The sequence below is a fragment of the Thiomonas bhubaneswarensis genome, assembly GCF_001418255.1.
GTDB classification, from domain to species: Bacteria; Pseudomonadota; Gammaproteobacteria; order Burkholderiales; family Burkholderiaceae_C; genus Thiomonas; species Thiomonas bhubaneswarensis.
Genome location: NZ_LIPV01000003.1, coordinates 147,092 through 171,097, shown reverse-complemented (window position 1 = coordinate 171,097; position 24,006 = coordinate 147,092). Strand labels below are relative to the sequence as shown.

The 24,006-nt window shown below is 66.7% G+C and carries 23 protein-coding genes; 12 read left to right on the top strand and 11 right to left on the bottom strand.

Annotated features, from left to right (window positions below; translation table 11 throughout):
- Positions 1 to 50 precede the first annotated feature (50 nt).
- From ASC45_RS05245 to ASC45_RS05220, 6 genes are all read left to right on the top strand, one after another.
- Entirely contained in the window at positions 51 to 1,379 is a 1,329-nt protein-coding gene (locus tag ASC45_RS05245) for an MFS transporter (RefSeq protein ID WP_055449981.1), read from the top strand.
- Between the two features lie 69 nt (positions 1,380 to 1,448).
- Positions 1,449 to 2,810 (top strand): MFS transporter, encoded by a 1,362-nt coding sequence (locus tag ASC45_RS05240; protein WP_055450146.1) that lies wholly within the window; start codon positions 1,449 to 1,451, stop codon positions 2,808 to 2,810.
- A 100-nt stretch (positions 2,811 to 2,910) separates the two neighbouring features.
- Positions 2,911 to 3,345 (top strand): heavy metal-responsive transcriptional regulator, encoded by a 435-nt coding sequence (locus ASC45_RS05235; RefSeq protein ID WP_055449980.1) that lies wholly within the window; start codon positions 2,911 to 2,913, stop codon positions 3,343 to 3,345.
- A gap of 11 nt (positions 3,346 to 3,356) precedes the next feature.
- Positions 3,357 to 5,951 carry a heavy metal translocating P-type ATPase gene (locus tag ASC45_RS05230; RefSeq protein WP_082454261.1) on the top strand — a complete coding sequence of 865 codons (2,595 nt, stop codon included), beginning with the start codon at positions 3,357 to 3,359 and terminating at the stop codon, positions 5,949 to 5,951.
- Positions 5,952 to 5,963: 12 nt separating this feature from the next.
- Positions 5,964 to 6,368: a DUF302 domain-containing protein gene (locus tag ASC45_RS05225; RefSeq protein WP_055449979.1), complete on the top strand. Its 405-nt coding sequence runs from the start codon at positions 5,964 to 5,966 to the stop codon at positions 6,366 to 6,368.
- Positions 6,369 to 6,395: 27 nt separating this feature from the next.
- Positions 6,396 to 6,608, top strand: coding sequence for a CopZ family metallochaperone (locus ASC45_RS05220; RefSeq protein WP_055449978.1), 213 nt, complete (start codon positions 6,396 to 6,398; stop codon positions 6,606 to 6,608).
- A gap of 29 nt (positions 6,609 to 6,637) precedes the next feature.
- On the opposite strand, the gene ASC45_RS05215 is transcribed toward ASC45_RS05220, so the two are convergent.
- On the bottom strand, positions 6,638 to 8,215 hold the full coding sequence (locus ASC45_RS05215) for a GGDEF domain-containing protein (protein WP_055449977.1): 1,578 nt from the start codon (positions 8,213 to 8,215) through the stop codon (positions 6,638 to 6,640).
- A gap of 310 nt (positions 8,216 to 8,525) precedes the next feature.
- On the opposite strand from ASC45_RS05215, the gene ASC45_RS05210 reads away from it, so the two are divergent.
- Positions 8,526 to 9,305 carry an NYN domain-containing protein gene (locus ASC45_RS05210; protein WP_055449976.1) on the top strand — a complete coding sequence of 260 codons (780 nt, stop codon included), beginning with the start codon at positions 8,526 to 8,528 and terminating at the stop codon, positions 9,303 to 9,305.
- Between the two features lie 7 nt (positions 9,306 to 9,312).
- Here ASC45_RS05210 and tgt read toward each other — a convergent pair whose 3' ends face one another.
- Positions 9,313 to 10,452: a tRNA guanosine(34) transglycosylase Tgt gene (tgt, locus tag ASC45_RS05205; protein WP_055450144.1), complete on the bottom strand. Its 1,140-nt coding sequence runs from the start codon at positions 10,450 to 10,452 to the stop codon at positions 9,313 to 9,315.
- A gap of 78 nt (positions 10,453 to 10,530) precedes the next feature.
- Between tgt and ASC45_RS05200 the strand changes: the two genes are divergently transcribed.
- From ASC45_RS05200 to ASC45_RS05185, 4 genes are read left to right on the top strand one after another with little or no spacing between them, the layout of a single operon-like run.
- On the top strand, positions 10,531 to 11,661 hold the full coding sequence (locus ASC45_RS05200) for an MlaE family ABC transporter permease (RefSeq protein ID WP_055449975.1): 1,131 nt from the start codon (positions 10,531 to 10,533) through the stop codon (positions 11,659 to 11,661).
- Positions 11,658 to 12,446, top strand: a complete 789-nt coding sequence (locus ASC45_RS05195) for an ABC transporter ATP-binding protein (protein ID WP_055449974.1) — start codon at positions 11,658 to 11,660, stop codon at positions 12,444 to 12,446. The genes ASC45_RS05200 and ASC45_RS05195 overlap by 4 nt, the downstream gene beginning before the upstream one ends.
- An 8-nt stretch (positions 12,447 to 12,454) precedes the next feature.
- On the top strand, positions 12,455 to 13,423 hold the full coding sequence (locus ASC45_RS05190) for an MlaD family protein (protein WP_055449973.1): 969 nt from the start codon (positions 12,455 to 12,457) through the stop codon (positions 13,421 to 13,423).
- A complete protein-coding gene (locus ASC45_RS05185) occupies positions 13,420 to 14,073 on the top strand; it encodes an ABC-type transport auxiliary lipoprotein family protein (protein WP_055449972.1) in 654 nt (217 codons plus the stop codon). The genes ASC45_RS05190 and ASC45_RS05185 overlap by 4 nt, the downstream gene beginning before the upstream one ends.
- A gap of 15 nt (positions 14,074 to 14,088) precedes the next feature.
- Here the strand turns inward: ASC45_RS05185 and ASC45_RS05180 are convergent, their stop codons facing one another.
- The 6 genes from ASC45_RS05180 to ASC45_RS05155 form a co-directional block, all read right to left on the bottom strand.
- Entirely contained in the window at positions 14,089 to 14,706 is a 618-nt protein-coding gene (locus ASC45_RS05180) for a DUF2202 domain-containing protein (RefSeq protein WP_082454281.1), read from the bottom strand.
- Between the two features lie 63 nt (positions 14,707 to 14,769).
- Complete coding sequence (queA, locus tag ASC45_RS05175; protein WP_055449971.1) at positions 14,770 to 16,029, bottom strand: tRNA preQ1(34) S-adenosylmethionine ribosyltransferase-isomerase QueA; 1,260 nt, start codon at positions 16,027 to 16,029, stop codon at positions 14,770 to 14,772.
- 48 nt (positions 16,030 to 16,077) lie between these two features.
- Positions 16,078 to 17,127 (bottom strand): glycosyltransferase family 2 protein, encoded by a 1,050-nt coding sequence (locus tag ASC45_RS05170; protein ID WP_055449970.1) that lies wholly within the window; start codon positions 17,125 to 17,127, stop codon positions 16,078 to 16,080.
- Positions 17,124 to 17,717, bottom strand: coding sequence for a GNAT family N-acetyltransferase (locus ASC45_RS16000; RefSeq protein WP_245609969.1), 594 nt, complete (start codon positions 17,715 to 17,717; stop codon positions 17,124 to 17,126). The genes ASC45_RS05170 and ASC45_RS16000 overlap by 4 nt, the downstream gene beginning before the upstream one ends.
- Positions 17,641 to 18,288, bottom strand: a complete 648-nt coding sequence (locus ASC45_RS15995; RefSeq protein WP_245609962.1) for a GNAT family N-acetyltransferase — start codon at positions 18,286 to 18,288, stop codon at positions 17,641 to 17,643. The genes ASC45_RS16000 and ASC45_RS15995 overlap by 77 nt, the downstream gene beginning before the upstream one ends.
- The gene (locus ASC45_RS05155) at positions 18,285 to 19,262 is read right to left on the bottom strand and encodes a polysaccharide deacetylase family protein (RefSeq protein WP_055449967.1); all 978 of its coding nucleotides are present in this window, start codon (positions 19,260 to 19,262) and stop codon (positions 18,285 to 18,287) included. The genes ASC45_RS15995 and ASC45_RS05155 overlap by 4 nt, the downstream gene beginning before the upstream one ends.
- A 437-nt stretch (positions 19,263 to 19,699) precedes the next feature.
- Here ASC45_RS05155 and katG point away from each other — a divergent pair, with 437 nt between their 5' ends.
- Positions 19,700 to 21,889, top strand: coding sequence for a catalase/peroxidase HPI (katG, locus tag ASC45_RS05150; protein WP_055449966.1), 2,190 nt, complete (start codon positions 19,700 to 19,702; stop codon positions 21,887 to 21,889).
- A gap of 198 nt (positions 21,890 to 22,087) precedes the next feature.
- Here the strand turns inward: katG and ureG are convergent, their stop codons facing one another.
- The 3 genes from ureG to ureE are packed head-to-tail and all read right to left on the bottom strand — an operon-like array spanning position 22,088 to position 23,950.
- Entirely contained in the window at positions 22,088 to 22,753 is a 666-nt protein-coding gene (gene ureG / locus ASC45_RS05145; RefSeq protein ID WP_055449965.1) for an urease accessory protein UreG, read from the bottom strand.
- Entirely contained in the window at positions 22,750 to 23,472 is a 723-nt protein-coding gene (locus ASC45_RS05140; RefSeq protein WP_425427606.1) for an urease accessory protein UreF, read from the bottom strand. Before ASC45_RS05140 ends, ureG begins: the two co-directional genes overlap by 4 nt.
- Positions 23,426 to 23,950 (bottom strand): urease accessory protein UreE, encoded by a 525-nt coding sequence (gene ureE / locus ASC45_RS05135; RefSeq protein WP_055449964.1) that lies wholly within the window; start codon positions 23,948 to 23,950, stop codon positions 23,426 to 23,428. The genes ASC45_RS05140 and ureE overlap by 47 nt, the downstream gene beginning before the upstream one ends.
- Between the last annotated feature and the right edge of the window lie 56 nt (positions 23,951 to 24,006).

Here is a 24,006-nt window from a genome sequence, read left to right as displayed (position 1 = left end):
CCATTATCGGGCGGTACCATCGAGCCGCCCCTGCGCTCTTGCCCACTGCCATGACCGATCGCGCCCGCCCCAATCAATTCGCCCTGCTGGGTCAGCGCCGATTCGCGCCTTTTTTCTGGACCCAGTTCGGAGGCGCGGGCAACGACAACCTGTTCAAGTTCGCCTTCACGGTGATGGTGGCCTACCGCACCGAGGGGCAGACGGCGCTGTCCACCGGGCTGATGGTCAACCTGATCGCGGCGCTCTACATCCTGCCCTTCGTGCTGTTTTCGGCCACCAGCGGGCAACTAGCCGACAAGTTCGACAAGGCCGCGCTGATGCGCCGGGTGAAGACGCTGGAGATCGGCATCATGCTGCTGGCGCTTTGGGGCTTCGTCGTGGGCAGCGTGCCTGCGCTGCTGGCCTGCGCCTTCGGCATGGGGCTGCACTCCACCCTGTTCGGCCCGGCCAAGTATGCCTATCTGCCGCAGCACCTCAACCAGGCCGAGCTCACCGGCGGCAACGGCATGACCGAGATGGGCACCTTCGTCGCCATACTGCTGGGCAATCTGGCCGGGGGGCTGCTGATGACCTTCGAGCGCGGGCCGCTGCTGGCCGGGCTGGCGTGCGTAGGCGTGGCGCTGCTCGGCTGGACGGCGGCGCGCTTCATTCCCGCCACCGCGCCGGTGGACCCGCAGCTTCGCATCAACTGGAACCCTTTCACCGAGACGGTGCGCAACATCCGGCTCGCTGCGGGCGACCGCACGGTGTTGCAGGCGCTGCTGGCGATTTCTTGGATGTGGTTTTACGGCGTGTCCTTCCTCACCCAGTTTCCGGTGTTCGCCAAGGACGTGCTCGGTGGCGACGAGGCCGTGGCCTCGCTGCTGCTGGCGGTGTTTTCCATCGGTATCGCGCTGGGTTCGGTGGCGTGCGAGTGGCTGGCGCGCGGGCGGGTGGAAATTGGCCTGGTGCCGCTGGGAGCCATCGGCATGACCCTGTTCGGCGTCGATCTCTACTTTGCGGTGCAGGGGCTGCCGCACGGCGCCGCGCTGCTGGGGGTCGCGGCTTTCATGCAGCAAAGCGCGAACTGGCGGGTAATGCTCGATCTGTTCCTGCTGTCGGCCAGCGCCGGGGTCTACAGCGTGCCGTTGTACGCGCTCATCCAGCATCACACCCCGGTGACGCACCGCTCGCGCGTCATTGCCGCCAACAACATTCTCAATGCCCTCTACATGGTGGTGTGCTCGGGCTATTGCGCCGCGCTGCTGGCCGCCGGGGTGGACGTGCCCACGCTGCTGCTGAGCGTGGCACTGCTCAACGCCGTGGCCGCGCTGTGGCTGATCTGGCGCCAGCCGCTGTACGGTCAGCGCTTTCTGGCCTGGGCGCGGCAGCGGGGTTGAAACGGGATGCGGGCGCGCGAGGCGACCCGACTGTGCGAACATTCCACCGTTTTTGTCTTCCACCGCTGCATGCCCCCGCCTCGCTGTCCGCCTGATCCCCCTGCATCCGTCAACCAGTTCAAGCTGCTGGGCCAGCGGCGATTCGCGCCGTTCTTCTGGACGCAGTTCACCAACGCCGGCAATGACAACCTGCTGAAGTTCGCCTTCACCATGCTGGTGACCTATCGCGCGCAGGCGCAGACCGGGCTGCCCGCCGGGTTGATGGTCAACCTCATCGCCGCGCTGTATGTGCTGCCGTTCGTGCTGCTGTCGGCCACCGCAGGGCAACTGGCCGACAAGATGGACATGGGCATCATCATGCGGCGCATCAAAACCTTCGAGGTGGTGGTGATGCTGGCCGCGCTGTGGGGCTTCATCACCGTGAACGTGCCGCTGCTGCTGGTCTGCGTGCTGGGCATGGGGCTGCATTCCACCCTGTTCGGCCCGGTGAAATTCGCCTATCTGCCGCGCCACCTGCACACCGCTGAGCTGACCGGCGGCAACGGCATGACTGAGATGGGCGGCTTTGTCGCCATTCTGCTGGGCAGCCTGGCCGGAGGCGTGCTGATGACCTATCCGCAAGGCCCGGTGTTCGCCGGGGTGGCCTGCCTGATCGTGGCGCTGGCCGGGTGGACGATGGCGCGCTTCGTGCCCCATACCCCGCCGCTGGCGCCGGGCCAGCGCATCGACTGGAACCCGTTCACCGAAACCGTGCGCAGTCTCAGGCTCGCCGCCACCGACCGCACCGTGCTGGTGGCGCTGATGGCGGTGTCGTGGATGTGGTTCTACGGCGTGGCCTTTCTCACCCAGTTCCCGGTGTTCACCCGCGAGGTGGTGCACGGCTCGGAGGCCGTGGCCTCGCTGCTGCTGGTGATTTTCGCCGTGGGCATCGGCCTGGGCTCGGTGGCGTGCGAATGGCTGGCGCATGGACGGGTGGAAATCGGCCTGGTGCTGCTGGGCGCCCTGGGCATGACGGTGTTCGGCGTCGATCTGTTCTTCGCCACGCACGACCTGCCACACGACGGCACGCTGCAGACCCTCACGCTGTTTTTGCGCGAAGGCGCGCACTGGCGCATCATGGTCGATCTGCTGCTGATCTCGGCCAGCGCCGGGCTTTACAGCGTGCCGCTTTACGCCTTCGTGCAGCACAGCGTGGCCGAGACCCACCGCGCCCGGGTGATCGCCGCCAACAACATCATCAACGCCCTGTTCATGATCGCTTGCGCCGCCTATTGCGCCACCTTGCTGACCCTGGGCGTGGGCGTGCCGGTGCTGCTGCTCACCGTGGCGCTGTTCAATGCCGTGGTCGCGGGCTGGCTGGTGTGGATGCAGCCCGAATACGGACGGCAATTCATCAACTGGCTGCGGCGGCGCAAGACGCTGCGCGTCTGATCCGCAGCAGTGCTTCGCGCGTAGCGCTATCCCCTTTCAAGATTAAAGTCTTTAGTAAGGTGTAGAGTTGTGGCATTCCGAATCTGCCCCACGCAAAGCCATGTCCGCCCAACCCAAGCCCCAACGCCTGCCCGATGCCGAACGTCTGACCATCGGCGAACTGGCGCAGCGCGCGCAGCTCGGCGCCGAAACCCTGCGTTATTACGAGCGCCTGGGTCTGCTCTCGCCCGCGGAGCGCACCCCCGGCGGCTACCGTCTTTACGCGCCCGACGCATTGGAGCGCCTGGACTTCATCCGTCGCGCGCAGGCTCTCGGTTTTTCCCTCGCCGAGATCGCCGAACTGCTGGCGCTGCACGCCCGGCCCGAGGCCGACATGGGTGCGGTACGCGCCATTGCCGCCGAGCGCCTGGCGCAGATCGACGCCAAGATGGACGACCTGCGGCGCATGCGCTCCGGGCTGCAGGCTCTGCTCGACGCCTGCCCCGGCCACGGTCCGGCGGCGCAGTGCCCCATCCTCGCCGCGCTGAAATCGTGAAGGAAGCGAACATGGCCCCCGACACGCCCACAGCCTGCCCGATCGACTCGCAGGAGCCGCAGACCAACCCTGTGCCCGCGAACACCCCGTCAACCACCGGCCAGACGCTGCGGCTGGATGTGGACGGCATGACCTGCGCCTCATGCAGCGCCCGGGTGGAGCGCGCGCTGCGCAAGCTACCCGGGGTGCAGGCCGCGAGCGTGAATCTCGCCACCAACCAGGCCGAGGTCACGATCGATCCCCAGACCGCCACGGCGCAGCAGCTGGTCGATGCCGTCAGCGCCGCGGGCTACACCCCGCTGGTGGCCGAGGCCACACTCGACGTCGAAGGCATGACCTGCGCATCGTGCAGCGGCCGGGTGGAGCGCGCGTTGCGCAAGCTGCCCGGGGTACTCGCGGCCACGGTGAACCTTGCCGTCAACCGCGCGCAGGTACGTTATCTGCCCGCCATGCTGGCCCCCGCCGCGCTGGCGCAGGCCGTGGTGGCCGCAGGCTACGGCGCCAGGCCCGTGGAGGAAGGCGACACCGCCGCCGAGGACGCCAGCGCGCGCGCCCACGAGCGCAGCGTGGCGGCGTTGCGGCGCGATGTCGTCGCCGCCGCCGTGCTCGCCCTGCCGGTATTGCTGCTGTCCATGCTGCCGATGGCGTGGCCCGCGCTCGACGCCGCCTTGCTGCGCGCCGCGCCGCTGCCGCGCTTTTGGGAATGGGTGCAGTTCGCCCTCACCACCGCGGTGCTGTTCGGCCCCGGCAGGCGCTTCTTTCGCACCGGCCTCATCGCCTACCGGCATCTTTCACCCGACATGAATTCGCTCGTCGCCACCGGCACCGGCGCGGCATGGGCCTACAGCACCCTGGTGCTGTTTGCGCCGCATCTTTTCGCTGCCGAGTCGCGCCATGTGTATTTCGACTCGGCCGCCGTGGTTGTCGCGGTGATCCTGCTGGGCAAGTACCTCGAGGAACTGGCCAAGGGGCGGGCCTCGGCGGCCATGCACAAGCTGCTCGGTCTGCAGGCCAAGCAGGCCACACTGCTCGACGCGGGCGGCAGCGAGCGTGAGGTGGGCATCGCCGCGCTGCACCTGGGCGACCGCGTACTGGTGCGCCCCGGCGAGCGCCTGCCGGTGGACGGCCTGATCGTCGAGGGTGACAGCCATGTCGATGAATCCATGCTCACCGGCGAGCCCGTGCCGGTGCACCGCAAGCCCGGCGACCGAGTGGTGGGCGGCACGGTCAACGCCGAAGGGCGGTTGGTGATCGAAGCCACCGCGCTAGGCGCCGACTCGGTGCTGGCGCAGATCGTGCGGCTGGTGGAAAGCGCGCAGACCGGCAAGCTGCCGGTGCAGCGCGTGGCCGACCGCGTGGTGGCGGTGTTCACCCCGGCGGTGCTGCTCATCGCCGCGGCGAGCTTTGCCGTCTGGCTGGGCCTCACGGGCGACGTGAGCGTGGCTCTGGTCGCGGCGGTGGCCGTGCTGGTGGTGGCCTGCCCCTGCGCCATGGGTCTGGCCACGCCGGCCGCCATTCTGGTGGGCAGCAGCCGCGCCGCCGAAATGGGCATGCTGTTCCGCAAGGGAGAGGCGCTGGAGGCGCTGTCGCGCATCGACACCGTGCTGCTCGACAAGACCGGCACCGTCACGCTGGGCCGCCCCGCGCTCACCGCCCTGCACAGCGCGCTGGGCGACGATGAGGCGCTGCGCCTGGCCGCCGCGCTGGAGGCCGACTCCGAGCACCCGCTGGCGCGCGCCGTGCGCGAAGCCGCCACCGCACGCGGTCTGGTCATCCCCACGGTACAGGGTTTCGCCGCGATCCCCGGTTACGGTGTGCGCGGCATCCTCGATGGTCACAGCCTGCTGCTGGGTGCCCGACGGCTGATGCAGCGCGAGGGCGTGGCCCTGGGCGAGTTCGTAGCACAGGCCGATGCCCTCGAAGCGCGTGGCCAGACCGCCGTCTATCTGGCGCAGGACGGCGCGTGCGTGGCCGTGCTGGGCATTGCCGACCCGATCAAACCCGAAGCCGCAGCCGTGGTGCAGGCGCTGCACCGCCGCGGTCTTTCCGTGACCCTGGTGACCGGCGACGCGCAACGCACCGCGCAGGCCGTGGCCGACGCCTTGGGCATCCAGCAAGTCCACGCCGAAGTGCTACCCCAGGACAAGGCCCGCATCGTCGCCGATCTGCAGGCGCAGGGGCGGCGCGTGGCCTTCGTTGGCGAAGGGCTCAACGACGGCCCGGCGCTGGCGCAGGCCGATGTCGGTCTGGCGCTGGCCAGCGGCACCGACGTGGCCATCGAAGCTGCAGACGTCAGTCTGGCGCGCGGTGATCTCGCCACCCTGCCCACCGCCATCGACACTGCCCGCCACACCCTGCGCACCATCCACGGCAATCTGTTCTGGGCCTTCGCCTACAACATCGTCCTCATCCCCCTGGCCGCCGGTGTGGCCGCGCCCTGGGGCGTGCATCTGCACCCCATGTTGGCCGGGGTGGCAATGGGGCTGTCGTCGGTGTTCGTACTAGGCAACAGCCTGCGGCTCAAGCGGCTTTCCCCGTGGTCGGCGACACACCCATCGCCCACCCCACCCTCGACCGCCATCACTTCCCTGCCCCCCACCACCTGAAAGGACGCTCCCATGCCCTCCATCGTGTTTTCCGCCCAGCCCTGCTGCACCTTCGATAACGCCGTCACCCGCACCACCGAGGCGCTGAAAGCCCAGGGCTTCGGCATCATCAGCGACATCGACGTGTCGGCCACGCTCAAGGCCAAGCTCGGCGTGGATCGTCCGCCCTATCGCATCCTCGGCGCCTGCGCCCCCGGTTATGCCATGAAGGCGCTGGACTTCGATCCGCACATCGGCGCCCTGCTGCCCTGCAACGTGGTGGTGCGCGAAGACGCCGCGAGCAAACAGGTGGTGGTCGATTTCATGGATCCGACCTCGGTGCTCGGACTGATCGACAAACCCGAAGTGCACGCCATCGCCAAGGAAGTGTGCGGCAAATTGATGGCCGCCCGCGACGCCCTGGCGAAAGCCGCCTGAACCTCATCGACTGACGAAGGAAACCCCATGAACACCGTGCAACTCCAGATCACCGGCATGAGCTGCGGCCATTGCAGCGCCGCCGTCACCAAGGCCCTCAAGCAAGTGCCGGGCGTGGCCGATGCCCAGGTCTTTCTCGCCGAGGGCATCGCCCGGGTGCAAGGCAGCGCCGCGCCCGAGGCGCTGATCAAAGCCGTAGCCGACGAGGGCTATGGCGTGAAGATCAAGACCGGCGCCTGAACCGCCACAGTGCGCAACCCGACGCGCGCTCAGGCGCTGACCTCCACGCGGTTGCGGCCGCTCTGCTTGGCGCGGTACATCGCAGCATCGGCACGGCTGAGCGCGGCATCGACGGTGCGCTCGGTCGGCAGCACCAGCGCGACGCCGATGCTCAGGCTCATGGGCACGCGCTGCCCCTGCACCCGCAGGGCATGACGATCGACGATCTGGCGGATGCGCTCGGCCAGCAACCGCGCAGCCCGCTTCGATGTGTTGGGCAGAAACACGGCAAATTCCTCGCCGCCGATGCGGCCAAGCACGTCGCCTTCGCGCAGCACCGTGCTCATGCGGCTGGCGATCTGCTGCAGCACGACGTCGCCAACGGCATGGCCATAGGTATCGTTGACGCGCTTGAAGTGATCGGCATCCATCAGCAACACACTGCAATCCGCGCGGTCAGCCTTGGCCAGCAGCGCCTGGCTGCGCTCGAAAAACCCGGTGCGGTTGTACAGGCCGGTGAGCGCGTCGGTCTGCACCAGCCGTGCCAGCCGCAGCTCGCGGCGTTTGCGCTCGGTGATCTCCACCAAACTGGTCAGCACCGCATCCTGGCCATCGAAGTGCAGGCTGCGTGCGGCCAGCATGACATGAATGGGGTCGCCCTCGGCGCTGCGCAGACGTGCGTCCATCGGGCCGACCTGCCCCCGGGCGCGCAACGCCTCGCCCACCTGCTGGCGCACCTGCGCATCGACGTAGAACTCGCCCGCCCATGCGGTACCCGGCTCGGAGAACCGCCCCGCCGGATCGAGCAGATTTTGCGCCGCCTGATTGAAACGCAGCACCAGGCCATCATCCTGCGCGCTGAGCACCAGCGGCACGGGACAGACCTCGAACAGATGCTGCAGATTGCTCTCGGCGGCACGACGTTCTTTCATCTCGCGCGCCAGACGCCGACTGTCCAGCCAGGCCAGCCGCCTGCCGCGCGCGTTCTGCGCCGCCGCGGCCCAGCCCAAGATGTGAACGAATGTCGCCATCACCAGCAGCGTGGCCAGTTCTTTCATCGGCACCTCGAACCACCACAGCGACTGAGCCAGCAAGGTCAGCGTGGCCAGCGGCAACAGCCAGAAGTTGGCCGGAGCCAGCATGGGCACGAAGGCGTAGAACGCCAGCGTCATCAGCAAGGCCGACAGCCCCTGGTTGGGCGAATAGTTGCCGTAGCCCACATTGACCAGACGGAACGCGACGATCACCCCCAGTTCGAACAGGATCAGCGCGTAGCGCAGCGCCACCGGGGAATGCACACCGACGGCTCTCGCGGTGCGCCACAGATGCAGCCCCAGAGCAAGCACGCCCAGTCTCAGCGCCAGCAGACCCAGAAAGGGCGCCTGGCCGTGCAGATGCAGCCAGTCCACCACGCTGGCCATAAAAAACGCGCCACCACCCACCAGCCCCAGCAGCCGCAGCCGGCCAGCGATCTGCGCCCAGTTGGCCTGGACATAGTCGGCCTCGTCCTCGGCACGCAGAAACAGACCCAGACGGCCGATGGGATGGGCCGCGTCGGGACCGGGCAGCAGGGTGTCGCTGCCGCCTTCGGCTGCTTGCGCTGCAGGACTGCGTTGCCAGAACTTCATGTCGTCACCCGATCCACCCACCCAGCATGAGCGTGAAAGGTGAATTGTCGTTTGCAATCTGGCGGGGCAGTTGTTGAAAAATGCACACTCATACGGAGTATTACGAGCATTGAACCCAGATTCTCCATGAGGCGGCGCTTTGCACCTGCAGGGGCTGACGGTCGGGTTGGGGAGTCTTTGCACCCGCGCATCATCCCATGACCTCATGAACCATCCGGTTTGACGCCGAGCCCGGAGCCATGGCGGCGAACAAATCAGTCACTGTGACGCGCTGACCTAAACTGAAACGGTTGCGCAAAGCCACACACCGATGAGCCACGAACCGCGTATCGCCCTTCTGATCGACGCTGACAACAGTCCGGCGGATATGACCGACGAAGTCCTCGACGAACTGGCGAAAGAAGGGGTCATCAACATCCGCCGCGCGTATGGCAACTGGAGAAGCCCGCACCTGAGCGCATGGGCGGCGCTATTGCACGATTTCGCCATCCAGCCGATCCAGCAGTTCGACTACACCAAGGGCAAGAACGCGACCGATGCGGCCATGATCATCGATGCGATGGATCTGCTCTACACCCAACAGCTCGACGGCTTCGGCATCGTTTCGAGCGACTCGGATTTCACCCCGCTGGTGATGCGTCTGCGTGCCAACGGTCTCAAGGTTTATGGCTTCGGCGAACAGAAAACGCCCAAGCCCTTCGTCAACGCCTGCTCCAAGTTTCTGTATCTGGAGAATCTCCGCCGACCCGAGGACGCGCCAGCCGCCTCACCGTCTGATGAGCCTGCACCCACTGGTGCGCCTGTCGGCAGCAGCGCCCCCAAAAACGCCCCGACCCGCGCCGATGCCAAGACCCTGCGCGGCGATACCCGCCTCGTCAACCTGCTGCGCAAGGCGATCGAAGCGGCTGCCGACGAGGAAGGCTGGGCAGGCCTGGGCGCCGTCGGTCAGCACATTTCCAAACAGGCTTCTTTCGATAGCCGCAACTACGGCTACGCCAAGCTTTCAGGCTTGTTTCAGGCCATCGGCCTGTTCGATATCCGCACCCACGGCAAAGTGCTGCAGGTACGCGACCCGCGCGCGGCGCGATAGATGAGGATCACACCCCCCGCGCCCGGTCGGCGCGGAACTGGGTGACGAAGGCGTCGAACGTCCCGGCGTCGAGCGCGGCGCGCATGTCGCGCATGAGCTGCAGGTAGTAGTGCAGGTTGTGGGTGGTGGCGAGCATGCCGAATAGCATTTCGCCGCAGCGGTCGAGGTGGTGCAGATAGGCGCGGGAGAACTGGCGGCAGGTGGGGCAGGTGCAGGTTTCGTCGAGAGGGCGTTCGTCCAGCTTGAAGCGGGCGTTGCGGATGCGCAGGTCGCCATAGCGGGTGAACAGGTGACCGTTGCGTGCATTGCGCGTGGGCATGACGCAGTCGAACAGGTCGATGCCCGCGGCCACACCCGCGACCAGGTCTTCGGGGGTGCCCACGCCCATGAGGTAGCGCGGCTTGTTGGCGGGCAGGCGGGGCGCGGTGTGGCGCAGCAGGCGCAGCATGTCGTCCTTGGGCTCGCCCACGCTCAGGCCGCCGATGGCGTAGCCGGGCAGATCGAGCGCGGCAAGTCCGTCGAGCGAGGCGTCTCGCAGGTGCTCGAACATGCCGCCCTGGACGATGCCGAACAGGGCGTTGGGGTTTTCCAGCCGGGCGAATTCGGCCTTGCAGCGCGCGGCCCAGCGCAGCGAGAGTTCCATCGAAGCTCGCGCCTCGGACTCGGTGGTGATGTGCTTCTGCCCGCCGCGCGTCACGTCGTACGGCGTGCATTCGTCGAACTGCATGACGATGTCGGAATTGAGCACGGTCTGGATCTGCATGCTCACCTCGGGGGTGAGGAAGAGCTTGTCGCCGTTGACGGGCGAGGCGAATTTCACGCCCTCCTCGCTGATCTTGCGCATCGCCCCCAGGCTCCACACCTGAAAGCCGCCGCTGTCGGTGAGGATGGGCGCGTCCCAGCCGATGAAGCGGTGCAGCCCGCCGAACTGCCGCACCACGTCAAGCCCGGGTCTCAGCCAGAGGTGAAAGGTGTTGCCCAGAATGATCTGCGCGCCCGCGGCCTTGAGGCCCTCGGGCGTGATGCCCTTGACCGTACCGTAGGTGCCCACCGGCATGAACTGCGGAGTGTCGATGACGCCGTGGTTGAGGGTGAGGGTGCCACGCCTGGCCTGGCCCGACGTGTGGTGGACGGTGAATTGCAGCATGGGCGGCATTGTTTCAGAGTTGGCGCGGCGCCATGCACGCGATCGGCTAACCTATGGCCGACCCAGAACCGTCCGACCATGCGCACTCACTCGCCCGAGCTACCGCCAGCCACCCTGTCGTGGACACCTTGCGATGAGGCGCAGAAGTGCGTGTGCCACCTGCAAGGCGCATGGAACGCACGCGGGCTCAGACGCCGACCCGACACCCGCCTGCCCGAGGACACACGCCACGTCATCCTCGACGCGGAGAGCATCACCTTCGACACCGGTGGCGCGCTGCTGCTGGCGCGCAGCATGGCGCAGTGGGAGGCGGCGGGTGCCACGGTGAATGCCAACGGCCTGTCGCCCTCGCAACGGCAACTGCTCGATCTGGTGCGCTCGCGGGCGTTGACCCCGCCCGCGGCCGCGCGCGGCCTGGGTCTGCTGGGCGAGATCGGCCGCGCCGCGCTCACGGCGCTGGACGAATTGCGCGCCCTGCTGGCCTTCGTCGGCGAACTGAGCCTGCGCGGCTCGCCGCTGCTGCTGCGGCCCTGGCGGGTGCGCTGGCGCGAGGTGATTCATGAGATCGACGCCGCGGGGCTGCGCGCCCTGGGCATCATCGGCCTGCTGTCTTTTCTGATCGGCATGGTCATGGCGTATCAGGCCGGGGCCACGCTGGCGACCTACGGCGCCAACATCCTGATCGTCAATCTGGTCTCCATCATCACCCTGCGCGAACTCGGGCCGCTGCTCACCGCCATTCTGGTGGCCGGGCGCACCGGCTCGTCGTACACCGCGCAACTCGGCACCATGCGCATCACCGAAGAGGTGGACGCGCTGCGGGCGCTGGGGCTGTCGCCCTTCGAGGTGCTGGTGCTGCCCAAGGTCATCGCCCTGCTCATCACCCTGCCGCTGCTGGCGCTGTTCGCCGATGTCATGGGACTCATAGGCGGCGGGGTGGTGGCGGCGATGGGTTATGGCGTGCCGCTGAGCGAATATGCCGCGCGCATTCCGCAGGTGGTGGGCCTCAAGACCCTGGTGCTCGGCCTGGTGAAGGCGCCGGTGTTCGCCATCGTCATCGCCCTGGTGGGCTGCATGCAGGGGCTGCGGGTCAAGGGCAGCGCGGCGGCGGTGGGCCGAGCCACCACGGTGAGCGTAGTGCAGTCGATCTTTCTGGTCATCGTGATCGACGCCGGTTTTTCGGTGCTCTACAACCTGCTCAGGTTATGAATAAAGCAGCCGATCTGGTCATCGACGCCCGCGGCATCGTCAATCGCTTCGGCGACGTGGTGGTGCACGACGGGCTCGACCTGGCCGTGCCACGCGGCACCATCATGGCGCTAGTGGGTGGCTCGGGTTCGGGCAAGACCGTGCTGGTGCGCAGCCTGCTGCTGTTGCGTGCCCCAAGCGGCGGCACGCTCAGACTGTTCGGCCAAGATGCGCTCGCGGCCGACGACGCGCAGCGCCAGGCGTTGCGCCAGCGCATCGGTGTGCTGTTTCAGGGCGGCGCGCTGTTCACCGGGCTGACCGTGCTGGAAAACGTACTGCTGCCGCTGCGCGAACAAGGCCTGGTGGACAAGCGCCTGCTGCCAGAACTGGGCATGCTCAAGATCGGCCTGGCCGGTCTGCCCGCAGACGCAGCGCACAAATATCCCGCCGAGCTTTCGGGCGGCATGGTCAAGCGCGCCGCGCTGGCCAGAGCCCTGGCGCTCGACCCCGAGCTGCTGGTGCTCGACGAGCCCACCTCGGGCCTTGACCCCATCGGCGCAGCCGCCTTCGACCAGCTCATCCGCGAACTGCGCGACCTTCTGGGGCTGACCATTCTGCAGGTGACGCACGACCTCGACTCGATCTGGCACGGCAGCGATACAGTGGCGTTTCTCGCCCGCAAGCGCATGCTGGCGGTAGGCCCCGCTGCCGAGCTGGCGGAGCGCGACGAGCCGGAACTTGTGGCCTACTTCCGCGGCACACGCTCGGCAGCCTACCTGCAGGAAATCCGTTCAACCCAGATTTGAGTTAGAGCATGGAATCCAAAGTCAACTACACCGCAGTCGGGCTGTTCGTGGTGCTGCTGGCCGCGCTGCTCGGCGGTCTGGGCTGGTGGTTGGCCACCGGCGGCAAGCAGGTGGCCACGCGGCCGTATCTGATCTACGCCACCGACAACGTCAGCGGGCTCAAGACCGATAGCAATGTGCTGTATCGCGGCGTCACCGTGGGCAAGGTGGCCAGCATCGAGATCGACCCGAAGAATCCCTCCCTCATCCGCATCAAGGTCGAGATCGACCGCAGCGTGCCGGTGCGCAGCGATACCGTGGCGCAGCTCAGCCCGCTGGGCGTCACCGGCTTGTCGGCGGTCAACCTCATCGGCGGCGCCTCGCCCACGCCGCTGCCAACCCCACCCGGCGAACCCGATCCGGTCATTCCGTACAAGCCCTCGGTGTTCACCCAGATCGAGGGTGGCATCAACGACGCGGCCATCACCCTGGCGCGCATCAGCCAGCGGGTGGACGCACTGCTCAGCCCCGCCAATGTGCAGGCTTTCAGCACCACCGTGCACAACCTCCAGGCGCTCACCGCCACCCTCGCCGCGAATCAGAACAACATCAATGCCATGTTCGCCAACGCCCGACAGACCAGCGCCAATCTGGCGCAGATGAGCGCCGAAGGCGACGCGCTGATGCGGCAAAGCCAGGCGCTGGTGAAGCAGCTGGGCGGTGTCTCCGAGCAACTCGGCAAAGTGATGCCGCAGATCAGCGCCGCCGCCAGCAGCGTGACGCGCGCCGGCAACACCACCACCGCCTTCACCAACACGGGCATTCAGGCCATGGCCCAACTTCAGAATCGCACCCTGCCCGAGGTGGACGCGCTGATGCGCAACCTGCAGCAGCTCAGCAGCCAGCTCGGCGCCTTGACCGAAAGCCTGAAGTCCAACCCCAGCCAACTGCTCTACGGCCCGGCATTGCCACCACCAGGGCCAGGAGAACAGCCATGATGATCGCCAACCCACACCGAACCGAGCGCCGCGCCCTGCTGACGTTGCTGGCGGGCGCAAGCCTGGCGCTAGCCGCCTGTTCGCTGCCCGTCAATCGCCAGCCGCTGCAGCAAACCTACCGGCTGAGCGCGGCCGACATTCACAGCACGGCGCTGGCAAAGCCCGTGGTGCTGCAATTGCTGCCGGTGCGCGCCGCCGCCGGGTTCCAGTCGGCGGCGATGATGTACAGCCGCAGCGCCGACACCCTGGAGCCCTACCGCGACAGCCGCTGGCTCGCGCCCCCGGCGCAGCTTGTTGGTGACGCCATCGCCCAGACGCTCAGCCGCCAGCCCTGGGTCAGCGCGGTGCAGCAACAGACCGCACTGGCGAGCGCACCGTGGGCGCTGCACTGCTCTCTTTACAGGCTGGAACACGACCTGCGCGGAGGACAGGGGACGGTGCGTCTGGGCCTCACCTGCGAGCTGGCGAATCAGCGCACGCGGAGCATTGCCGCGCATTGGCACTTCGACGGCAGCCAGCCGCTGACGGTGAACGACGCCGCGCACTTCGCTCAGGGCGCGCAGACGCTGCTGAACCAGGCGCTAGGCGAGATCGTGCAGCAGACCCGAGCCGCGGTGGCGGCAGCGGGGGCGTCGCCACCATCCACTTGAAGCGAAGCGCCGAAATCAGCAGGTTTCGTGTTCGCTCAAGGCCACGGCCTCGAAGTCGCTCGCGCTCATGTATTGCGGCACATACTCGCCGCGATGGCGCTGCAGATGGCGATAGAACGCGCGCAGATGGTTGCGTGAACCGCGTTCCAGGTCGTCGTAAACCTCCAGGATTTCCGGCTGGCTGGCGCGGCTGCGGGCCTCGACGAGATCAAAGATGTCGAGCTCTTCGATCAGCAACCCGACTTTGATGGCCTCGATCTCGCTGCTCAGGCCGCGGGCGACGAGCTGGTCATGCAGGGCCTGGAAATCAGGCGTGCGAAACACGCCGACGGGCAGATCGTGCGCGGGGTCGGGCAGGTCGTAATGGTGCAGCAGCGCGGCAATCGCGTCCATGTGCGCCTGTTCGGCACCGCTGATGTTGAGAAAAGGCCGCAGTCCCCAGCGCTCGCCAAGCTGCAGATAGACATCGCGGGCAATTTTTTCCTCTTCGCGCATGTGCAGCAGATCGTGCTCTTCCTGGGCGCTGAGCGCCTGTGCGGTGCGCGACTGGATACGCTGGCGAATGGCTGCGATGTGTTCGATGCGGTGTTGATGCCGGTCTTGCATGAACCGGGGCGAAAGCAATTGTTCCATGGTGAAACCTCTCGGCTGAAATTCAGCGGCATTCTGACCCCATGCCAACACCATGGATTTGTGTCAGCGCAAGTTCACGTCGGCGCGCTCCTGCCGAGCCAGCCACATTGCGTCGCCATAGCTGAAGAAGCGGTATTTCTGCGCGATGGCGTGGGCGTAGGTAGCGCGGACGGTTTCCATGCCGGCAAACGCCGACACCAGCATCAGCAGGGTCGATTTGGGCAGGTGAAAGTTGGTCAGCAAGGCATCGACCACGCGAAAGCGATATCCCGGCGTGATGAACAGCGCCGTGTCGCGCGCACCAGGCAGCACGCTGCCGAAAGGCTGGCCTGCGGCTTCGGCCGCCAGCGCGGCGGATTCGAGCGCGCGCATCGCGGTGGTGCCCACCGCCACCACCCTGGGTGCGGCATCCAGACGCCCCTCGGCTCGCGCCTGCACCTGCTGCTGCCGCACCGCGGCAATGGCCCGCGCGGTGGCCTCAGGCACGGTGTACCACTCGCTGTGCATCTGATGCTGGCGCAGGTCGGCCACGCGCACGGGCTGGAAGGTGCCCGCGCCTACATGCAGAGTCACGCTGGCACGCTGCGCGCCGAGGGCGTCGATGCGCGCGAGGATGTCGTCATCGAAATGCAGCCCCGCGGTGGGCGCGGCCACCGATCCGGGATGCCGCGCGTACACCGTCTGGTAGCGCTCGGCGTCCTCACTGCCGGGGGCATGGGTGATGTAGGGCGGCAAGGGCACGGCGCCATGCCGCTGCAGCAGCGCCAGCGGCTCGGAGGGGAACTGCAGCAGAAACAGGCTGTCGCCCGGCCCAGCCCGGCCCAGGGTCTGCACGGCAAACAGCGCGTCGGCACCCGGCGGCGGGCTCGCCGCGGTCGGCCCCGCTCCGTCCGGCCGCGAAGCGCCCAGCCACAGCACCTGTCCGGCCTTGGGCGGCTTGCTGGCGCGCACATGGGCCCAGACCTGGTGCTCGCCGAGCACGCGCTCGACCAGCACCTCCACCGCCCCGCCCAGCGCGGAGGCGTGGTTGCCGCGCGCGCCACTACCCTCGTTCGCGGCCTTGTAGCCCCACAGCCGCGCGGGAATCACCCGGGTGTCGTTGAACACCACCAGATCGCCCGCGCGCAGCAGACCCGGCAGGTCGGTGAACACGCGGTCGTGCAAGACCTGCGGCTCGCTGGCGTCGAGCAATCGGCTGGCGCTGCGGCGCGCAGCGGGATGCTGCGCGATGAGTTCCGGGGGCAGATGGAAATCGAAGTCGTCAGCGGTCAGGGCAGGAGCGTCTACCGACGCCGACGGGAGGTTGGAATGGGGTGAGGTCATTGAAAATGGGTTCGCCCGGTGAGTCCGGGCGGACACACGACAGCGCATTCAGGATCGGACACGGCGCAGCAAGTGCAGCAGCGCGGAAGGCATCGCGATCTTAAACAAGGTGCGCAGGGTCTGCCCCTTGAAGGTGTGGTAGGCGAACACACTGCTGGCCAGCAGGCCGATGGCGACCTCAGGCTGCATTTCCGCCAGCATGTCCGCGGCACTGAGACTGAGCGCGCCGAGGTGGCGCAGTGCACGCCGGTCGGGACGGCGTGCGGCGTCCTGATCGCGCTGGTAGAGGCTCTTGGCCACGGCCAGCGAGTCGAGCGCGGTGCTTGGGCTGGCAGAGATCTGGCTGGGGCTCAGACGGTAGTCGATCAGCGGCAGGTCGAGGTAGGCCACCGGCCCGGCGCGTGCCACGCGCACGAACCATTCCCACTCGCAAACGATGCGAATGCTCGGATCGAAGGAGCCGGCACGCTTGAGCGCCTCGCGTCGGAACATCACCGTGGGCGGGTGGATGAAATTGCCTTGGATCAGCTGTTTATACACCTCGCCCCAATAGACGTCGATGGCCTGCTGGCCGCCGTGCAGCACCTGCTCGTCGGCGCTCAGGGCGAAACGCTCGGCGTGCGGATAGCGCGCCCGCACCCCACCGCGCGCCGGACTGCAGCGGGCGTAGTACACCCCGCAGTACGAGGCGGCAAGCGGCCCGTCGGCGTTGAACGCACCGAAATCGGCGCTGCACAACAGGATGTCAGGATGGGTCTGGAGAAAGCGCAACTGCATGGCCATGCGGGTGGGCATGCAAAGGTCGTCGGCATCGAGCAGAGCGATGTAGTCGCCGCGTGCGGCCTGCACGCTGACGTTGCGGGCTGCGCCGATGCCAGCGTTGGCCTGACGGATGAGGCGCACGCGGTCGGCATAGGGCTGCAGCACCTCCCAGGTGGCGTCGGTGGAGCCGTCATCCACCACCACGATCTCGAGATGGCGATGGGTCTGCGCAAGCAGGCTGTCGAGCGTCTGAGCGATGGTGGCCTGGGCGTTGTAGGCTGGAATGAGCACCGAAACCAGTGCCTGCGGGTCTGGGGCGGAGTGGGACGCCGTCATGTGCCAACGCCTTCAGCCTCTTGCGCCGCAGCGGACGTCGTCGATGCCTGTGCTGCGGTGGCGCGACGTTCACCGAGCCAGTCTTTCAATCGGTACAGCCGGCAGACCAAACCTGGCCGGTGCACACGCAGGCCGGTGGTTTCACGCGTCTGCTGAAAGAAATGCCGCTTGTGACCGTAGTCGCCCTTGAGCATGTCGAAGCGTGTGCAGCCCTCGGCAATGGCGGCCTCGATGACATAACCCATCAGCACCTCGCCTGGGCTGAGTGCAGCGTAGGCGGGGTCGAAACCGGCCTGAAAGTAATAAAAATCACCGCCCTTGCGGAAGCCGTAGAACATGGCGATGGATGCGCCCGCTCGGTCCAGCGCATAAAGCCGCAGTCGCCCTCGGGCGAACAGAGCGTGCATCATGTCGCGATGAAGTCCGAGGTATTGTGGCGAGGTGAAACTGGGGCTGTCGGTTCGGTCTTGCCAACGCAGGCGGTGCAGTTCGGCAAGGCGATCGAACGCCGGGTCAATCTGCTCCTTTGCGTCCACACGGCTGAAGCGCGCGCCAGACTCCTGTGCGAATCGGCGGCGCTTTCGGCCTATGGCTTCTCGACGGTTGCGGCTGAGGCTTTGGCGGTAGCTGTCCCAGTCCGAAGGCAGTGCCATAGGTGATGCGGTTGACGCCGGTGCTCTGCATCAAGTCGGGCTTGGTTGCAAACGCCTCGGCCATGCAGCGCACCAGGATGCCCCCCACGGGGAGATCGACGAGGTCGATCAGTTGCCAGCCCGACACATGATGCAACAGATGGTCGACCAGCGCCCGCCCGGCAGCCTCCCCCACGGTGGGCTCGCAGAGCATGCCCAGATCGTCCGGGGACGTATCGCCCCCGGCGCCGATGGGCAGCAATTTGCGCACCGGCAGCAAGCCGAAGGCGCGATGGGTTTCCAGATAGAGCGGCAACACACCGACCAGCCGATCGTCCCGCCAGGCCACCAGAACGCAAAGCTGCCGCTCGCCCCCGTAGTGCCGCCACCAAAGGCGCTGCCAGTCCCAGCCGAGGAACAGACTGTTGCAGTCGGCCAACTCTTCCAGCGCGCGCCAGTGGGGTTCGAGACCATCGAGGGCCTGGACCGAAGTGACCCGATCAACCCTCAAGTCGTCATCGTTACTCAAGCCCACGGGCGGTGCATGCGCCAGGCCAGCAAGGGCAGATGTGCGGAGGCAGGAATGCGTGGAATGGCCAGCGGATCGACCATGGCCCCCACCATGCCCTCTTCCGTCGTGACCGCAGCGCGGTAAATCGATTGGGCGATGCGGTGAACCCGCTCGTCGGTCGAGCCGTTGGGGTAGCAGAACAGATCGACCGGCCGACCCAGTTGCGCTTCGAGCATGTCGCGGCTGTCCTGCAGTTCGTGGCGAATTTCGTCCTCGGTGAGGGTGGGCAGAATGGGGTGGGTCATGGTGTGCGAGCCGATGGTCAGCATGCCGGTGTCGCAGGCGCGGACTTCGTCCCAATTCATGGGGTCGTAGGCCTCGCGTTCCTGCGGCGTGGCGACAAAACCCGGCGTGACGTCACGCAGCGCGGCCTCGGCCTGCAATCGCGAGGCCAGAGGCAGGGTTTTCATCCAGGCGATCACACCCTCATGCGTGCCGACATCGGCGCCTGCGGACCGTGCCCAGTCCACCAGTGCTGCGGGCGACAGGCGGCACAGGCGAGCACGAACCTCCTGGTTCCACATCCAGCGCTCCGACTCGATCATGCCGGGGCAGGCGAAGATAGTCGCGGGGATGGCGAGTTGCTCCAGCACCGGGCGGGCAATGGTGTACTGATTGCGCAGACCGTCGTCGAAGGTGATAGCCAGCTCACTGCGCCCCCGACCGACGGGTGCAGGAACATGGCCCAGCACGTCTTGCACCAGCGCTTCGAGCGGCACGATGCGGTAGCGTAATTTCAGCCACGACAGCATGCGAAACAACTCGTTCTGCGTCATGTGCGCGCCTCCCACGCCGTGCAGCATCAGGATGCGGCGCACCGGGCGCCTGTAGGCCAGCCAATGCGACATGCCGCTGCTCAGCGCCATCGACAGAGCCGAAGTACGGGCGTAGCGCCTGATCGAGCCGTTGGAGGCGGGATGCGAGTCGTTCATGAAAAGGTTGGAGTGCTGCCTTGATGGCGCGAGCTCATCGCCGCGTGCGTAGGCTGAGACCAAACTGCAAATCAAATGTACAAATGTTTACGTTCGCCGCGAACAGGATTTCCACCGCCACCCCTTAAACACATGGGGCGCGAAAGACAACTCGAATACCCATCCATCTTCACATACGAGACCCCGCCTGAACAGGAAAAAAGTCGCGGATTGACCGGCCGCATGCCCCGCAACCCTCCGAATCAGCTGGGCATGCAGCGCGATTTGATTTATTCAATCAATCGCATAACAACTTTCAATTATCGTTTTCTGGATCTGCGAACTAGGCTTGGTCGTATCCGAGCAATGCGTTGCACGGCAACTAGCAGGCCGGTGCCGGTTCGTCCCAGCCGCCTTCCCGATCAAGACCCAAACCTCTGACCACAAAGGAGACAAGCATGTCCAGCGAACTGAAATGTCCGTTTTCCAGCGGCGCCCTCACCCACGCTGCCGCCGGTGCCAAAGGCAATGCCGAGTGGTGGCCCGACCAGCTCAACCTCGGCATCCTGCAGGCGCAATCCGAGAAATCCAACCCGATGGACGAGGCGTTCAACTACGCCGAAGCCTTCAAGACCCTCGACCTCGACGCCGTGGTCGCCGACCTCAAGGCGCTGATGACCGATTCGCAGGACTGGTGGCCCGCCGACTATGGCCACTATGGCCCCCTGTTCATCCGCATGGCCTGGCACGCGGCGGGCACCTACCGCATCGGCGATGGCCGCGGTGGCGCCGGACACGGCCAGCAGCGCTTCGCCCCGCTCAACAGCTGGCCCGACAACGTCAACCTCGACAAGGCCCGTCGCCTGCTGTGGCCGGTGAAGCAGAAGTACGGCAACAAACTGTCGTGGGCCGACCTGCTGGTGCTCGCGGGCACCGTGGCGCTGGAGAGCATGGGGTTCAAGACCTTCGGCTTCGCCGGTGGCCGCCCCGACCAGTGGGAGCCCGACAACTCGGTGTACTGGGGCTCGGAGGGCAAATGGCTCGACGACCAACGGGCGGGCACCAAGGCCGCCGAGTTCGAAAACCCGCTGGCCGCGGTGCAGATGGGCCTGATCTACGTCAACCCCGAAGGCCCGGGCGGCAAGCAAGACCCGCTGATGTCCGGACAGATGGTGCGCGAGACCTTCGCCCGCATGGCGATGGACGACTATGAGACCGTCGCGCTGACCGCAGGCGGCCACACCTTCGGCAAATGCCACGGCGCCGGCCCCGCCACCAACGTCGGCCCCGAGCCCGAGGCCGCCCCCACCGAGGAGATGGGCCTGGGCTGGATCAGCAAGTACAAGAGCGGCAAGGGCGGCGACCAGATCGGCAGCGGCCTGGAAGGCTCTTGGACGCCCACGCCGACCAAGTGGGACATGAGTTACCTCGAAGTGCTGTTCGGCAACGAGTGGGTCTCCACCAAGAGCCCTGCTGGGGCGAACCAGTGGGTGCCCAAGGTGAACACCGACGCCAACATGGCCCCGGCGGCGGACGACCCCAGCAAAAAGGTGCCGATCATGATGACCGACGCCGACATGGCCATGCGCATGGACCCGGCCTATGAGAAGATCGCCCGCCACTTCCTCGCTCACCCCGACGAGTTTGCCGACGCCTTCGCCCGTGCCTGGTTCAAGCTCACCCACCGCGACATGGGGCCGCGCAGCCGCTACCTCGGCAAGCTCGCTCCTAAGGAAGAGCTGATCTGGCAAGACCCGGTGCCCGCGGTCGATCACCCGCTGGTCGATGACCAGGACGTGGCCGCGCTCAAGGCCAAGGTCATGGCCTCGGGGCTGTCGATTCCCGAGCTGGTTTACACCGCCTGGTCGTCGGCCTCGACCTTCCGCGGCAGCGACAAGCGCGGCGGAGCCAACGGTGCGCGCATCCGCCTCGATCCGCAGAAGAACTGGGAGGTCAACCAGCCGACGCAACTGGCCAAGGTGCTGGGCAAGCTCGAAGCCATCGCGGCCGAGTTCAACCAGGCCGGCGGCAAGAAGGTGTCTCTGGCCGATCTGATCGTGATCGCGGGCAACACTGCGGTGGAAGCCGCCGCCAAGGCCGCGGGCACGGCGGTGACCGTGCCTTTCCACCCCGGCCGCACCGATGCGCGGCAAGACCAGACCGACGCGGCCTCCTTCGCCGTGCTCGAACCCAAGGCCGACGGCTTCCGCAACTATGCCAAGCAGGGCCTGGGCGGTGGTGCCGCCGAGCTGCTCGTCGACAAGGCCCAGTTGCTGAACCTCACAACGCCGGAGATGACTGTGCTGGTCGGCGGCATGCGCGTGCTCGGTGGCAATTTCGGCGGCAGCAAGCATGGCGTATTCACCCAGCGCGTGGGTGTGCTGAGCAACGACTTTTTCGTCAACCTGCTCGACATGGGCACGAAGTGGGAGCGCACCGGCACCGAGGGCGTGCTGGAAGGCCGCGATCGCAAGACCGGGACGCCGAAGTGGACGGCCACACTGGCTGACCTGATGTTCGGCTCCAACGCCCAGTTGCGTGCGATTGCCGAGGTTTACGGTCAGAGCGACGGCCAGGCCAAGTTCGCCCGCGACTTCGCGGCGGCCTGGGGCAAGGTGATGCATCTGGACCGCTTCGATCTGGCCTGAGCTAACCCACTCAGGAGGTCAACATGAATCGGCTCCATGGCGTGTTTGATCGCTGGACGCAAGACATCCAAGAGCTGCTGGCCGACCTTGCCAGCGGCACCGCCTGAACCTTGAGGAAGCCGGTCTCGACGCAAGTCGAGGCCGGTTGGCTGGACTTCGCCGGGCTCGTCCCGGCTTTTTTTCGCGCCGAAACCGCCCTCAGGCCGCTCGCAGCAGGCCTTTGGTTTCGATGAAGCTCACCACCGTCTCCAGCCCGTCGAGAGTCTTGAGGTTGGTCATGGCGTAGGGCTTGCCGCCGCGCATGCGTTCGGTATCGGCGCGCATCACATCGAGGCTGGCGCCCACGTGCGGCGCCAGATCGGTCTTGTTGATGACGAACAGGTCGCTTTTGGTGATGCCGGGCCCACCCTTGCGCGGAATCTTCTCCCCACCGGCCACGTCGATGACGTAGAGGGTCAGGTCACTGAGTTCCGGGCTGAAGGTGGCCGCCAGGTTGTCGCCGCCGCTTTCGATGAACACGATGTCGGCGTCGGGAAACTGCTCCAGCATGCGGTCGACCGCTTCGAGATTGATCGACGCATCTTCGCGTATAGCCGTGTGCGGGCAGCCGCCGGTCTCCACGCCCATGATGCGCTCGGGCTCCAGCGCGCCTGCCACCGTGAGCAGGCGCTGGTCTTCCTTGGTGTAGATGTCGTTGGTGACGACCACCAGGTCGTACTTGCCGCGCATGGCCTTGCACAGCATTTCCAGCAGGGTCGTCTTGCCCGAGCCCACCGGGCCGCCGATGCCCACACGCAGTGGCGGCAGGCGTTTGGTGCGACGGGGAAGGTGATGCAGCGGGCTGGTGGCAGTGGTGGGATTCATGAGCGGAACAGTCGTGAGTATTGGGTTTCGTGTCGGCTGCTGAGGATGGCCAGCAGCGGGGAAAAGCTCTGCCAGTCGTCCATGCGGTCTTGCAGCTTTCGTGCCTGCTGCACCAGGTCTGGGAGTTCGGGCAGCAGCGCGGCGAGCATGCGCTGGCCCGCACTCTGGCCCAGCGGCACCACCCGCATCGCCGCCTGAACCTGATTCTCCAGCCAGGAAAAGGCCAGCGCCTGCGCGGTCTGCTCGGCGTTCAGCCCCAGGGCATGACCACCCAGCGCGAAGGCCAGCGGCCAGGCCGGAGCAGGCTGCAGCCGCGCCGCCAGCGGCAACAGCGGGTGGGCGGGCTGCAAGGCGCGCAGCCATTGCAGCATGGAGCGCCCCATCTGTTCGGTCTGCAGCCGCAGTTCGGCGGTTTCGCGCGTGGCGAGCACCCAGGTCTGGATGGTCTGCAGCCTGTCGAAGTCGGCACCGTCCCACGCCGCGTGCGCGGCGCAAGCGGCGGGGAGTTCACTGCGGGCCAGGGTGAGTTGCAACTGCCCTCGCAGCCAGGCCATCGCCTGTGCCTCGTCGGCGATCAGCCCTGCGTCCACCGCCGCTTCAAGCCCCTCGGAATAGCTGAACCCACCCACGGGCAGCGCGGGTGAGGCCAGCCACATCATCGCCAGTTGCGGGTCAATGCCCATGCGCGTGATGGTGATCGTGCGCATCGCCGTGGGCATGACCGTGGTGCCCATGCCCGCCGCCCTCGCCATAGGCTCCGGCCTCGGGCTCGAACGGCGCCTGCGCCTCGGTGACGATGAGGTGCATGCGCCGCAACATCTCGGCCAGCACCGGATCGGGTTCAAGCTGCAGGCAGTCGGCCTGCACTTCGAGCTGCACATGGCGGTTGCCCAGGTGATAGGCGGCGCGTGGCAGATCGGTGGGCGTGCCATGCTCGGCGCAGGCGCGCACCTGAAGCACCGACTGCGGCGCGGCCTCCACCCGCACAAAGGATCCATCCTCGGCGACCAGCATGTCTCCACCGCGCAGCACGGTGCCGCGCGGCAGGAACACGGCGATGTGTCGCCCTGTGCTGTCGTGCGCGTCGAAGCGGCTCTTGCTGCGGGTGTCCCAGTCGAGCGTGAGCGTGGCCGCGCGACGCGCCAGAGCCGGAGCCAGGCCGCGTCCGGCTGGAAGGTATTTGTTGGCGGTGAGCATGGTCGTCTGAAGAGGGGCGGGATGGTTGCACAAATCGGGAATGAGCCTAATATAAC

Excerpts from the sequence above, each read along its gene's own strand:
- queA (WP_055449971.1), bottom strand. The coding sequence starts at position 16,029 with ATGACCTCACCCCATTCCAACCTCCCGTCGGCGTCGGTAGACGCTCCT.
- ASC45_RS05215 (WP_055449977.1), bottom strand. The coding sequence starts at position 8,215 with ATGAAGTTCTGGCAACGCAGTCCTGCAGCGCAAGCAGCCGAAGGCGGC.
- ASC45_RS05230 (WP_082454261.1), top strand. The coding sequence starts at position 3,357 with ATGGCCCCCGACACGCCCACAGCCTGCCCGATCGACTCGCAGGAGCCG.
- ASC45_RS05220 (WP_055449978.1), top strand. The coding sequence starts at position 6,396 with ATGAACACCGTGCAACTCCAGATCACCGGCATGAGCTGCGGCCATTGC.
- katG (WP_055449966.1), top strand. The coding sequence starts at position 19,700 with ATGTCCAGCGAACTGAAATGTCCGTTTTCCAGCGGCGCCCTCACCCAC.
- ureE (WP_055449964.1), bottom strand. The coding sequence starts at position 23,950 with ATGCTCACCGCCAACAAATACCTTCCAGCCGGACGCGGCCTGGCTCCG.
- ureG (WP_055449965.1), bottom strand. The coding sequence starts at position 22,753 with ATGAATCCCACCACTGCCACCAGCCCGCTGCATCACCTTCCCCGTCGC.
- ASC45_RS05235 (WP_055449980.1), top strand. The coding sequence starts at position 2,911 with ATGTCCGCCCAACCCAAGCCCCAACGCCTGCCCGATGCCGAACGTCTG.
- ASC45_RS05245 (WP_055449981.1), top strand. The coding sequence starts at position 51 with ATGACCGATCGCGCCCGCCCCAATCAATTCGCCCTGCTGGGTCAGCGC.
- ASC45_RS05155 (WP_055449967.1), bottom strand. The coding sequence starts at position 19,262 with ATGAACGACTCGCATCCCGCCTCCAACGGCTCGATCAGGCGCTACGCC.
- ASC45_RS05200 (WP_055449975.1), top strand. The coding sequence starts at position 10,531 with ATGCGCACTCACTCGCCCGAGCTACCGCCAGCCACCCTGTCGTGGACA.
- ASC45_RS05240 (WP_055450146.1), top strand. The coding sequence starts at position 1,449 with ATGCCCCCGCCTCGCTGTCCGCCTGATCCCCCTGCATCCGTCAACCAG.
- ASC45_RS05195 (WP_055449974.1), top strand. The coding sequence starts at position 11,658 with ATGAATAAAGCAGCCGATCTGGTCATCGACGCCCGCGGCATCGTCAAT.
- ASC45_RS05140 (WP_425427606.1), bottom strand. The coding sequence starts at position 23,472 with ATGCCCACGGCGATGCGCACGATCACCATCACGCGCATGGGCATTGAC.
- ASC45_RS05210 (WP_055449976.1), top strand. The coding sequence starts at position 8,526 with ATGAGCCACGAACCGCGTATCGCCCTTCTGATCGACGCTGACAACAGT.
- tgt (WP_055450144.1), bottom strand. The coding sequence starts at position 10,452 with ATGCTGCAATTCACCGTCCACCACACGTCGGGCCAGGCCAGGCGTGGC.
- ASC45_RS05180 (WP_082454281.1), bottom strand. The coding sequence starts at position 14,706 with ATGGAACAATTGCTTTCGCCCCGGTTCATGCAAGACCGGCATCAACAC.
- ASC45_RS05225 (WP_055449979.1), top strand. The coding sequence starts at position 5,964 with ATGCCCTCCATCGTGTTTTCCGCCCAGCCCTGCTGCACCTTCGATAAC.
- ASC45_RS05190 (WP_055449973.1), top strand. The coding sequence starts at position 12,455 with ATGGAATCCAAAGTCAACTACACCGCAGTCGGGCTGTTCGTGGTGCTG.
- ASC45_RS05170 (WP_055449970.1), bottom strand. The coding sequence starts at position 17,127 with ATGACGGCGTCCCACTCCGCCCCAGACCCGCAGGCACTGGTTTCGGTG.
- ASC45_RS05185 (WP_055449972.1), top strand. The coding sequence starts at position 13,420 with ATGATGATCGCCAACCCACACCGAACCGAGCGCCGCGCCCTGCTGACG.